Below are 12,830 nucleotides of genomic sequence, written 5' to 3'. Positions count from 1 at the left end.
TGGACGCTTCTCTTTGGCGATTCGAGTCGCTTCACGCACCTTATCCACATCTGAACCTGTGCCTGAGCTGCCGGTAGAATAGCTGATCATGGCTACTCTAGGCTCGATGCCGAATGCGGCGGCCGATTCGGCAGACTGGATGGCGATATCGGCAAGTTGCTCGGCAGTGGGATCCGGGTTGATGGCACAATCGCCGTAGACTAATACCTGATCCGGCATCAGCATGAAGAAAATTGACGAGACCAGACTCGCGCCAGGTGCTGTTTTAATCAGCTGTAAAGGAGGACGTATGGTATTGGCAGTGGTATGAACCGCACCAGAGACGATACCGTCAACTTCATTTTGAGCGAGCATCATGGTGCCTAGCACCATGTTGTCTTCCAGTTGCTCACGAGCAACGACTTCTGTGAGTCCTTTGTGTCGACGCAGATCCAACATAGGCTCCACGTAACGTTCACGGACCGTTTCTGGCTCGATTATATCGACCCCTTCGCCTAAGGTCACACCTTGTTGGCTTGCAATGCGTTCGATCTCTTCCCTGTTACCAAGCAAGATACACTTGGCGATTCCTCGCTCGGCACAAATACTGGCCGCCTCGATGGTGCGAGGTTCATTACCTTCGGGCAAGACGACGGTGCGATGGGCGGCCCTCGCCAGCTCGGTAAGCTTATATCTGAATGCCGGTGGCGATAGGCGATGCTCACGAGGTGAGTACTTGGTGGCTGATTCGATCCAATTTTGATCTATGTGACTGGCGACGAACTCCTGAACTTCTTCGATGCGCACGGCGTCATCCACAGGGACTTCGTGATCGAAGCGCTGGATGTTGAGTGATGTCTGCCAGGTATTGGTATCGATCAAGAATACCGGCAGTCCGGTTTCGAAGGCTTGTTCACATAGGGCCATGATCTGTGGCTCTAGCTCATAATTGCCTGTGAGTAGCAAGGCGCCTATCTTGATACCATTCATCGAGGCCAGGCAAGCGGCGACGATGACATCTGAGCGATCGCCTGAGCTAACCAGTAGCGAATCAGTCTTGATGTGAGTAACCATGTTGGGAATGCTGCGGGCACAGAAGGTGACTTTACGCAGACGACGGGTGTGCATATCACCGGCATTGATGATCTTAGCCCTAAGATGCTTGGCAAGATCGGAGGCGCGAGGCGCAACCAGATCCAGATTATAGGGCACACTGCCTAATATGCGCAGTGAGCTTTTACCCGGTAGCTGGAACATGTTTGCCGCATCGGCTCTTTGGATATCCTGATGATCGAAGACTTCTGATAGATCCGGACGCGTGCGTCCTTCCTCATCGACCGGGGCACCAATCTTATTGATGATGGCGCCTATTATACGTTTGTTCTTCTTTCCGCCCCATGAGTTATGGGCTATCTCTAAACGGTTCATCAAGGCCGTAGCACTCTCATTGCCCGGTGTGGCAACAAAGATAACATCGGCATCCAGAGCCTTGGCGATGGCGTAGTTAACGTCGCCGGAAAACGGGTGATTACGTGTTTGTACCAGACCTTCAACTACTAGTGTTTCAGTCTCATCGGTACATTCATTGACGCGAGCGATGATCTGCTCCATCAAGACATCGATTTTATCGCCGCGAACTAAGCTTTCCGCATGTTCCATCTCGAACGGTTCGAGTGGGTTAACCGTCGGAGATTTACATAGGATGGTGGTCGAACGTTCGGGCCCTGCATCTTGTGCACGTTGTTGAGCGATAGGCTTGAAGAAGCGAACCTTCACACCGTGGTGCTCGAAGGCGCGAACCAGGCCTAAACTGATAGAGGTAAGACCTACGCCTGTACCTATGGGAATTAACATAATATTGCGAGACATAACAACCTCTTGGTGACGCTCGAAATGGCATGTTCTTTAATCTGAACATGCCGAACGTTTTTGCTTACTCAATGACTTGATGACAGGCTAGTAGTAATAAATATCGCTCCCAGCCTTGCATGTATTAATTTACTTCAGCAGACTCATGGCATCTTCTGCGATGACCCACTCTTCGTTGGTCGGGATAACTAATGCGATAGGGCCCTTGTCTGTGGTGATTTGACCTTGCTTGCCAAAACGTGCCGCCTTATTGCGCTCATCATCAACCTCGAAGTTGAAGATTTCTAACAGATTAAGCACCTTAGCTCGGATAATATCTGAGTTCTCGCCTATGCCGCCGGTGAATACCAAGGCGTCCAAGCGACCTAGAGGCACTGTGTATGAAGCGATATATTTAGCCAAGCGGTAGCAGAAGATATCCAGTGCCAAAATTGCTCCCTTATGACCATTGTTATAAGCTTCTTCGATGCCACGGCAATCGCTGGTCAGCTCAGAGATCCCCAGCAAACCACTCTGCTTATTCATCAGGTTGTTCACTTCATCAGCCGTGTAGTCTAGCTGATGGATCAGGTGGTAGACGATAGAAGGATCCATATCACCACAGCGGGTACCCATAACCAGACCTTCCAATGGCGTTAGCCCCATGGATGTATCGACACTCTTTCCACCCTTAATGGCTGTCACAGATGCACCATTGCCTAGGTGAGCACAGATGACATTAGTGTCTGCGATATCCTTACCGATAGCCTTAGCCGCTTCACGACTGACGAATAGGTGGCTGGTACCATGGGCACCGTAACGACGTATGCTGTTTTCACGATATAGCTTATAGGGAAGGGCATAGATGAAGGCTTTTTCCGGCATTGTTTGATGGAAAGCGGTATCGAACACGGCAACCTGAGGCAGGCTCGGGAAGGCGGCTTGGGCGGCACGAATACCGATCAGGTGGGCGGGATTGTGTAGCGGTGCGAATATCGCACTATCTTCGATCCCTTGAACTACAGTTTCATCAATGATGACTGATTGGGTGTACTTCTCACCGCCATGAACCACACGATGACCAATAGCTAAAATCTTTTCAGCAATTTGTGGGTGAGCGCCTAAGATATTATCAACGATATACTTTATCGCTTCACGGTGAGCGGTGAATTCACCTAGGCTGGCTGTTTGCTTCTCTCCATTGACTTTCCACTTGATACGAGAGTCTTCCAGTCCAAAACATTCAGCAAGACCTGAGATTTGGTCTTCGCCCGTAGAGGCGTCGATAACCGCAAATTTTAATGACGAGCTACCGCAATTAAGTACCAATACCAGTTTGTTTGACATGTTTAAACCTTTTGTAATGCTGTGATTATTTATCACTGAACAATATGACTTCATTGGCAATAATAGCCGAAGTCGCTAGAAGTGCTCCGATGTCGGAGCCTGAAACTGCTTAATTTAGCTATTGCAAGGCCTTGGGGCTCTATTGCAGCATGTGCTATGGTAAAAGCAGTATCCATATAAATAGGTGTTGTAATTGAGCATTCAAGTTATCAAAACTTTGGGCGATGGTCGTCGATATATGAAGACTTGGCCTATGGTCAGACAACTTAGTTTTTACTTTCCCGAATATCGGGTCATCAGGGCGACTCAACTCGCGGTGACCTTGATGCCGGTGCTCGCCCTCTTGGCGGCTACGAGTCAAGTGTATATTAATGGTTGGGGTTTTTTGCCCCAGGCAATCACTATTGCCCTGTTTTTTCTTAGCTTACCTGTTCAAGGTCTGCTTTGGCTCGGCTGGCGTGCTCGCCATCCCTTGCCTCTGTCTCTGCTCGATTGGTGCGTTCAACTGACCACTAAACTGTCGAGTATGGGAGTCATACACAGTCCCCTTGGCCCGAGAGCCTGTTATCTCGACATGGCGCTGTTATTAAAGGCGGCATTCGAGCGATTAGATGATACTTATTGGGAAGAGATTTAATTTTATCACTAATACTGAGGCGAGTATCATACATTCTGCTAGTAGATGGCCTTGATCCCAGTGTCAACAAAGACCTGCTTAATCTGTTCCATGGTTTCACTCGACGGTGGTGAGATATTATCGAGTTGATATGTCTCTCCCATGGCTTCCCATTTATGTTTTCCCAGCTCGTGATAGGGCAGTAGCTCAACTTTCTCAACATTGGTCATTGGTTTGAGGAAGTTTGCCAGGCGTTGTGCCGCCCCAATATCATCGGTAAAACCACCGACAACCACATAACGTATCCAGGTTTTTTGTTGTTTTTTATTCAGGTACTGGGCGAACTCTAAGGTGCGGTGATTGCTGACCTGTGTCAGGTCGATGTGTCTTTGATCGTCTATATGTTTTATATCGAGCATCACCAGATCGGTATTATCTAGCAGCTCATCTATAATAGGCGTGTATTTGCGTACAAAGCCATTGGTATCCAGACAAGTGTGAATGCCTTCTTGCTTACATTCTGCGAATAAAGCCGAGACAAATTCGGCTTGCAATATGGCTTCGCCGCCACTGGCGGTGACACCGCCGCCGCTCGCTTCGAGGAAGGGGCGATAGCTGATAATTTGTTCCATGAGCTCTTTCACTTCGACTTCTTGTCCACCATGAAGATCCCAGGTATCGCGGTTGTGACAGTATTGGCAACGCATCAGGCAACCTTGCATAAACGTGATAAACCTTATGCCTGGTCCGTCTACGGTACCAAAGGATTCCAGTGAGTGGATGCGACCTTTTACTGTCATTATTTCTCCTTATGTGACTAAGTCAGGCTGTAGCGTATTTGGCTACAGCCTGACTCTATTGACGTTAACTAGAACTTATCTATACAAGATAAATTCATTACATTCCTTTAGTAAAGGTACGTGTGATAACGTCTTGCTGTTGTTCTGGTGTCAAGGCATTGAAGCGAACTGCATAACCTGAGACTCGGATAGTAAGCTGAGGATACTTGTCCGGATTGACGATAGCATCTTCGAGCATCTCACGATTCATCACGTTGACGTTCAGATGCTGACCCCCCTCACGTGACTCATTATGAGAGAAGTAGCCGTCCAAAAGGGCTGCCAGGTTAGTGCGTCGGCCATCTTCATCTTTACCTAGTGCATTTGGCACGATAGAGAAGGTATAGGAGATACCATCTTGTGCATGGGCAAATGGCAGTTTAGCTACAGAAGTCAGAGAGGCTACGGCGCCTTTCTCATCACGACCATGCATAGGGTTAGCACCCGGTGCGAATGGTGCGCCTGCTGGGCGTCCGTCCGGTGTGGTACCTGTCTTCTTACCATAAACTACGTTAGAGGTGATGGTGAGGATAGACTGAGTCGGTATGGCGTTGCGGTACATTTTCATATGACGAATCTTCGCCATGAAACGTTCGACCAGATCACTGGCTAAGTCATCGACACGAGCGTCGTTGTTACCGAATTTAGGGTAATCACCTTGGATGTCGAAGTCGACTGCGATGCCATTTTCGTCGCGGATGGGCTTAACTTTGGCGTACTTAATCGCAGACAGTGAATCGGCGGCGATAGATAAACCTGCGATACCACATGCCATGGTACGGCGTACATCTCGGTCATGAAGTGCCATCAGGGCGGCTTCATAAGAGTATTTGTCATGCATGAAGTGGATAGCGTTGAGTGCAGTCACATATTGAGTGGCTAGCCAGTCCATCATCTTATCAAAACGGCCCATGACATCATCAAAATCTAAATATTCAGATGTGATGGCATCAGACTTAGGACCGACTTGGGCCTTACTCTTCTCATCGACACCACCGTTAATGGCGTACAGCATGGTCTTGGCTAAGTTAGCACGAGCGCCGAAGAACTGCATATGTTTACCGATAACCATAGGGCTCACACAACAGGCGATGGCGTAGTCATCAGACTCGAAGTCCGGACGCATCAGGTCATCATTCTCGTACTGGATGGAGCTAGTATCGATAGAGACCTTGGCACAGTACTTCTTAAAGTCTAATGGTAGCTTATCAGACCATAACACTGTGATGTTTGGCTCAGGACTCGCACCCATGGTGTACAGAGTATGTAAGAAACGGAAGCTGGACTTAGTGACCAGAGTACGACCATCCAGACCCATGCCGCCGATAGACTCAGTTGCCCAGATAGGGTCACCAGAGAATAGCTCATCGTATTCAGGGGTACGTAGGAAACGAACCATACGTAGCTTCATCACGAAGTGGTCGATCATCTCCTGAGCTTGCTGCTCGGTCAAGGTACCGTTTTTAAGATCACGTTCGATGAATACATCGAGGAAGCTTGAAGTACGGCCAAGAGACATGGCGGCACCGTTCTGGCTCTTAACTGCGGCTAGATAACCGAAGTAAGTCCACTGAATGGCTTCTTTAGCATTGCTTGCAGGCTTAGAGATGTCGAAACCATAGCTGGTCGCCATCTGCTTCATCTGACCCAATGCCTTGTGCTGCTCGGCAATCTCTTCACGAAGTTGCATGGTTGCACTTAAGTCTTCACCGGTTTCGAAACGCGCTTGCAAAGAACCGAATTGGGCATACTTGTCGGCCATCAGATAATCGATGCCGTAAAGGGCGATACGACGGTAATCGCCGATAATACGGCCACGGCCATAGGCGTCGGGTAAACCAGTCAGTATGCCTGATTTACGACAACCCATGATTTCCGGAGTGTAGATATCGAACACGCCCTGGTTATGAGTCTTACGCAGTTCTGAGTAGACGTATTTGATCTCAGGGTTAAGTACACGGTCATATGCCTTGCAAGAGCCTTCTACCATACGAATGCCGCCGTTTGGCAACATGGCACGCTTTAGCGGTGCTTCTGTCTGAAGGCCAACAATGGTTTCGAGTGATTGCTCGATATAGCCGGCTTCATGGGAAGTGATGGTCGATACCTTGTCGGTATCGAAATCCACGGGGGCATGAGTCTGGTTTTCTTGCTTGATGCCCACCATCACCTTGTCCCAAAGCTTGGTGGTCGCTTCAGTCGCATCGGCTAGAAATGACTCATTGCCTTCATAAGGGGTGTAGTTCGCCTGGATAAAGTCACGAACATTGACTTGGGTTTTCCAATCGCCGGCGGTGAATCCTTCCCATGCGTTGGCAAACTGTTCCGTTTTTTCGGTCATAGCGCAAATACCTTCTGTTAAGAATTAAACTTGATTATCGTTCTGTGCCTTCGTAAGAGCGGGGCGGCGATAAACAAACCAATAAGTGAGTCCTACGAAAATAGCGCCGCCCACTATATTACCTAAAGTGACCGGGACGAGATTGTGGAGTATAAATTGACTCCAAGTTAGATCGGTAAACTGACTCGGGTCTATGCCCGCGTTTGCCCAAAAATCGGCTGTTGCGACTTGCTTAGTAAAAATCGCCATTGGGATAAGAAACATATTTGCTATGCAGTGCTCAAAGCCTGCGGCGACAAACATGGCGACGGGTAATACCACTGCAAGTAATTTGTCGGTGACGGTTTTTCCAGCGTAGGCCATCCAAACGGCCAGACAAACCATGATGTTACACATGATGCCTAAGGCAAAGGCTTGTCCGAATGTATGGTTGAGTTTAGCTTGAGCAGTCTGTAAGTAACCTAGGCCAATTAGCCCGTGTCCTGCTTCATAATGCTTAGCGGCGATCATGAGACCGACCAAGAGCATGGCACCGATAAAGTTGCCCAGGTAAACCAGTCCCCAGTTACGCATTAACGCCTTAGTGGTGACACGCTTGCTGGCGCGGGCTGTAATGGTCAATACGGTAGAGGTAAATAGCTCGCCTCCTAAAACGACAACTAACATCAGGCCCAGACTAAAACAGAGGCCACCGATGAGCTTATTCAGTCCGTAGGGAAGGGCGCTGCTTCCTGCCGTCGCCACGACATAGAAGACAAAGGCTAAACCGATAAACATGCCGGCTGTCATCGCCAGGATCAAAGTAGACTCTGTGTCCCTATTGACTTTAATGACGGCAGCATCTTCCACTTTTAGGGCGGTGGCGGCTGGAGTATTAGCATCAAACGGACTGGGACAATTGTTCATGTTTCGCCTTGTAATTGCCAGATACTGGTTATTAACACCAATATAAAGTTGATTCCTAGTTAATAGAACCGCTAAATGGGTAAATTGGTTCCTGATAAGGTCAGTATAAAAAACATGTAATTAAATTTCGTGATCTTGGTCAAATTATCGCTCTAAAACCCGGAAAAGTGTAATTTATTTACAGGTTTTCCCTTTGCTAATGCTTACTTTTTACCTGGAATCTCTGAGTGGTTCATTACTAGCGACATTAGGACAACTAACCCAAGTCAAAATTGGTAAGACCAATTTACCACGCAAATGATAACACAATCTGAAAATGACAACACTCGTTGTTGGAGCTGCCAGCTTGGATAATCAAAATTTTGCGAGCAAGGTAACAATTGTATAGGTAAGCCTAATAAAGGGAAACTTGAGGCACGTAAATTACCTTTGGTTTGATCACCATTAGCTTGGAACGTGAAAATCAGATTTAATCTGACAAAGTAATAAAATAAGTTGATTAAAAATCAAGTGGTTATATATATAGGTGTGATGGGATATCGTAAACAATCATGTTAGATAAAAAGGTTATTAATGTTTTCTGCTGCTTTCTTATGTTTTCGACATAAAAAAGCCTAGGAATAACCTAGGCTTTTGTCAAAAATTATCTTTTTAGAATTTTTGTGTATAAGACGCTGTGTATGTACGTCCGTATAGATTATACAGAGATGAATCATAGTCTAGATTTGAATCTAGCACAGGATCTTGGTTGGTGATGTTACGAAGACCTAAGGTAAACTTACCATTCCATGCAGCCATGTAACTATAGCTTGCATCAAAGGTTGTTTGTGATGAAAGACTTCCTATTTGCTCATAGGTATTTGGATCTGTTTTTTCAGATTGTCCATCAATGTACTGAGTCAATAGTGAAGCGGAGTGATCACCATATGACCAATCAACAACCCAAGTGAAGCGATACTCTGGCATGCCGTTACGACCAATTTGGTTGTTTACTGGTCCATTGAAGTACTCTTCATCATCGTAAGAGAGGATGTAAGTTAGATCGAATGTTGAACCAAAATCACCCGCAGCGGTTTCTAAGCCTGAATAGGTTAAGTTGAAATCGATACCAGAAGTATCGAAGCCATTACCATTGACCTGTGGGGTCGTTGCAGACAAGATCTTACCATCTGCATTATTACCGATTCGTGTTATGTCGCCTAGAGCCAAGTTACCGTAGCCGACTTTCTTCTCTTCTTTCAGTAAAGAGTCTAGAGAGACAAAGGTGATCACATCATCGATACTTAAATTGTAGTATTCAACTTTAGTACTGAAGTCGTCTGTGATGTTCCAGATTGCACCAATATTATAGAAATCAGATGTTTCAGGCTGTAGCTCAGAGTTTGCCGTACGAGTTACGTCATATTGCTTAGCTTTACAATCTGCAGTAGACGTTCCTTGCTGTTCACAATAGTAATAATCGGTTGCTGTATCGGCACTGAAAGAATCGGCAGCATAAAGATCTGATAATGCCGGTGCACGGAAGCCTTGGCCCCATGATGCACGCAATACAACATCTTCAATCAGCTGATATCTAAGTGCAATTTTAGGCGTCGTTGCTGTTCCAAAATCTGAATAATTATCATAACGAAATGCAAGGTTGAGTTCCAGATCATCAGTAACGGGAATGATACTCTCTGCAAAGATTGCAAATACATCGCGATCTCCGCCTGAACCGCTACCAGAAGATCCGATGACTTCACCTGCAGCTGTTTCGGCATCGACGTTAGCTTCATATTTGTACTGCATAAATTCAGTACCCACATACCAACCAACTATGCCTGCAGGAAGATCGATTGCCTCGAAGTTGATACCGGCATTCACACTTTGGAATTCCATGATATCTTGCTTAAGGGTATCGTGGCTTATTGCAGCAACAACAGCATCAGTGTTTCCTTCAGGACCGAAACTAAATTCACCACTCTTAACCATAGCTTCAACAGTTGGGCGGTGTATATAGCCTTTACCGTAGTTGCTGTTTTCAGCTAGATTATAGTGGTAAGTGAAATCCCAGCCAAAGTCATCATGCTCACCGACTAAACCAACTTGGATATCAGTACTGTAATCAATTGTAGTTGAATCACGGGTGCCTACATCGGTGAAGCGATAGTAAACTCGGCCATCATTTTCATTTTTACTCGTGCCGGTATTGTTACCATCGGTATCATAGTTCTGGATATCAACTTGACCCGCATCAACTTTAAACCAGCCTGCTGCAGGAGCGTAACGGCCGAAAGTCTCGTTACGAGAAAATAGACCTTGAGCTTCAAACATGATTTCGTCAGATAGCTCGTAACTTGCAGTGACATAACCTGCTGTATACTTACGCGCCGCGTGATCGGCTGCTTCTGAGGTATAATCATAACCACAGATATAATCGCCATCACCATAATCATATACATGGCCGCCACCAACCATTTTATCGTTATCACAGGCAGCCATTGGACTAAATTGTCCAGAAGTCATATCCAAGAAGTTACGCGCATATGCAGAAACGCCAGTTGTATTGGCATATTCTTCTGCTAATGTGTTAGTAGAGCTTGTGAACCAACGATCACGTTGGAAGATAATTTCACGATTCTGATGTTCAAATGAGAAGGTTAGACTGCCCTTGTCACTGCTAGTACCACCTATGATGTGAGTTTTCCACTCTTCACCACCAGCTTGTTGAGGGTTAGCTCCCGTAGCCGAGATTTCTAGTCCTTCATAATCTTTCTTGAGGATAATGTTAACAACACCGGCAACGGCATCAGAACCATAAACAGCCGAAGCACCATCAGAAAGAATTTCGATGCGTTCAATAGCGGCTGTTGGAATGGTGTTTAAGTTAACTGCCGTACCACCCATAGTCGGTGAACCAGGCATACGTTTGCCGTTTAGAAGAACCAAAGTTCTGTCTGCACCTGCGCCACGCAGAGAAATATTAGCTTGGCTCTGCCAAGAGCTACCCGATGATTCGGCGCTTGAGCCGAAGGTGTTTAAGTTGCTACGACGTAAAACATCGGCGACTGACATAGCGCCTGTTTTTTCCATATCGGCAGCTGTAATCGTAGTTACCGGTGAAGATCCTTCTAAGTCAGTACGCTTAATACGTGAACCTGTTACTTGAATTCTTTCTACTGATTCATCATCACTTGCAGCAAATACGACTGGCGCAGTTAATGCGGCAGTTGCAGCACCACTAATTAATGCAAAACGTACGGCTTTAGCCATTTTTGAGTTTGGCAGCATTTTGTTCTCCCTGACACTTATTATGTTTTTAATAATTTGGTTTTAATTTTTATATAGCAACAAATGTAACCAGGTATACGTTTGTTAATGTTATTAAACGGATATTGATCAATGTTACTAGAAGTGGGATATAAGCACGTAGTGGTAACACCTGCAATAGTGTGTAAACGAGAGGGAGTAAAGCGCATGATTACTTTAACTTAACTATTTCGACTCTTGTTGGTAACGTGTTGGCTTGTTGTGAATCTGATAATCAATGGCTTGGGTTGCAATTGTAATGATGGCGTTAATTTCTGAGCTTTTATATTCTGTTTATATCTATTTGAATATCTTTATAAATGTTTCTCGGTGTTAAATGCGATACATTTATTTAACCAAATAATCATAAAAAAAGTGTTCAGTTGAAACAAATATAATCATTTTGTGACGTTAGTCATCTTTTCGCTCTCCTTACTTTGTTTTTTATTTGTTTGAAATATCATCAGTTTTACAAGTTTGATGTATTTGTAAATAAGTTTTATGTTTGGTTTTGTTGTTTTTGTAGGCGCTTTGTAATCGGGCTAAATCAATATTAGCTTGGTTTTAGCTTACAGCGTAACAAGGTATGCCCGAGCCCAATGTTGTCGATATCCTCATCGACATACAGACCGGCTTGGGAGATGAGACTCAACATATCTTTAGAGTGATACATTCTACTGTCACCATTAGCCATGACGGTGAAGTAGATAGAGGTGGCGTTGACACAATATGCGCCAGCCTCGAACGGTTGCCTGTCCCAATAAGTCTCTAAAATACACAGCTCGCTTCGCGTCGTCATACTTTGAGCGGTACGTTTCAGAATGCTTAATATTTGTGGCTTGGAGAAACAATCCAAAAATTGGCTCATCCAATAAAGGTCGCCCTCACGGCAGAAAGCTTGTGACTCATTTAAAAGATTACATTCATAGCCCTGGACTCGGTCTGCAACACCTTTATCCTTAGCATTTTTCAAGGCGACTTTTAGCTGGCCGGGGAGATCCATGATGGTGATATTAACGTCACTATTATACCCAGTGCATGCCAGTGCCCATTTACCAGTATTACCGCCGACGTCGACGATATGTTTAGGCTGGTTTTTAAATATTAATGGCAGTAACTGGCCAAAAGCATGATCTGAATAGTAGTGATCAAACTCGAACCAACTCTGTTTTACTTGCTCGGGTAATTCACTGAGAGTGGGGTAGATAGTCTCCCAATCACCGAATACTTTTAGCCCCTTTGGCTTGCCCTCGACGAGTGATGCCTCTAACTCGTATACACCTTGGTAGCAGACATCATGGACAAAATTCAGGTTAACCTTGGCCATATCATCGTGTAGCAGGAAGAAACCAATTTTATCCAAGTGATAATGTTCATCTTTATGCCAAACGAGTCTCATACTCAGGCCCATATCCAGTAATACACTTACAGCATATTCAGATAACTGAGTGCTGTGTTGTATATCTTCGAGTAAACAGCCTGATTTACCCGCTGCATCTATCTGCTCTAATATGCCAAATTTGAGTAAACAGCGTGCGACTTGAAAACTGATAGGGGCGAAAGCAATTTTTTGAGCTTCAAATTTCGCATCGAAAGCACTGATATCCTGTGGAGACTGATAGAAAGGCATAATAAATGTAGGCTCGGTTATATGAGTAAAAGCGCA

8 protein-coding genes are annotated in these 12,830 nt (G+C 45.5%); 1 reads left to right on the top strand and 7 read right to left on the bottom strand.

The window, feature by feature from the left end:
* On the bottom strand, window positions 1-1,848 hold a 1,848-nt coding region (gene pta, locus KT99_RS15840; RefSeq protein WP_005501964.1), incomplete at its 3' end, for a phosphate acetyltransferase.
* Between the two features lie 129 nt (window positions 1,849-1,977).
* On the bottom strand, window positions 1,978-3,174 hold the full coding sequence (ackA, locus tag KT99_RS15835) for an acetate kinase (protein WP_005501962.1): 1,197 nt from the start codon (window positions 3,172-3,174) through the stop codon (window positions 1,978-1,980).
* A gap of 193 nt (window positions 3,175-3,367) precedes the next feature.
* Between ackA and yfbV the strand changes: the two genes are divergently transcribed.
* Window positions 3,368-3,811 carry a terminus macrodomain insulation protein YfbV gene (gene yfbV, locus KT99_RS15830; protein WP_005501960.1) on the top strand — a complete coding sequence of 148 codons (444 nt, stop codon included), beginning with the start codon at window positions 3,368-3,370 and terminating at the stop codon, window positions 3,809-3,811.
* Between the two features lie 38 nt (window positions 3,812-3,849).
* Here the strand turns inward: yfbV and pflA are convergent, their stop codons facing one another.
* From pflA to KT99_RS15805, 5 genes are all read right to left on the bottom strand, one after another.
* Window positions 3,850-4,590, bottom strand: a complete 741-nt coding sequence (gene pflA / locus KT99_RS15825; RefSeq protein WP_040572094.1) for a pyruvate formate lyase 1-activating protein — start codon at window positions 4,588-4,590, stop codon at window positions 3,850-3,852.
* A 97-nt stretch (window positions 4,591-4,687) separates the two neighbouring features.
* Entirely contained in the window at window positions 4,688-6,970 is a 2,283-nt protein-coding gene (pflB, locus tag KT99_RS15820) for a formate C-acetyltransferase (RefSeq protein ID WP_005501955.1), read from the bottom strand.
* Window positions 6,971-6,994: 24 nt separating this feature from the next.
* Window positions 6,995-7,876 carry a formate transporter FocA gene (gene focA, locus KT99_RS15815; protein WP_005501953.1) on the bottom strand — a complete coding sequence of 294 codons (882 nt, stop codon included), beginning with the start codon at window positions 7,874-7,876 and terminating at the stop codon, window positions 6,995-6,997.
* Between the two features lie 651 nt (window positions 7,877-8,527).
* Window positions 8,528-11,146 carry a TonB-dependent receptor plug domain-containing protein gene (locus tag KT99_RS15810; RefSeq protein ID WP_005501948.1) on the bottom strand — a complete coding sequence of 873 codons (2,619 nt, stop codon included), beginning with the start codon at window positions 11,144-11,146 and terminating at the stop codon, window positions 8,528-8,530.
* Between the two features lie 571 nt (window positions 11,147-11,717).
* Window positions 11,718-12,794, bottom strand: a complete 1,077-nt coding sequence (locus KT99_RS15805; protein WP_005501947.1) for a methyltransferase — start codon at window positions 12,792-12,794, stop codon at window positions 11,718-11,720.
* Between the last annotated feature and the right edge of the window lie 36 nt (window positions 12,795-12,830).

Origin of the sequence: Shewanella benthica KT99, from assembly GCF_000172075.1 — a bacterium.
GTDB classification, from domain to species: domain Bacteria; phylum Pseudomonadota; class Gammaproteobacteria; order Enterobacterales; family Shewanellaceae; genus Shewanella; species Shewanella benthica_A.
The sequence above is the reverse complement of the archived record's forward strand: the minus strand, read 5'-3'. Positions and strand labels throughout refer to the sequence as shown.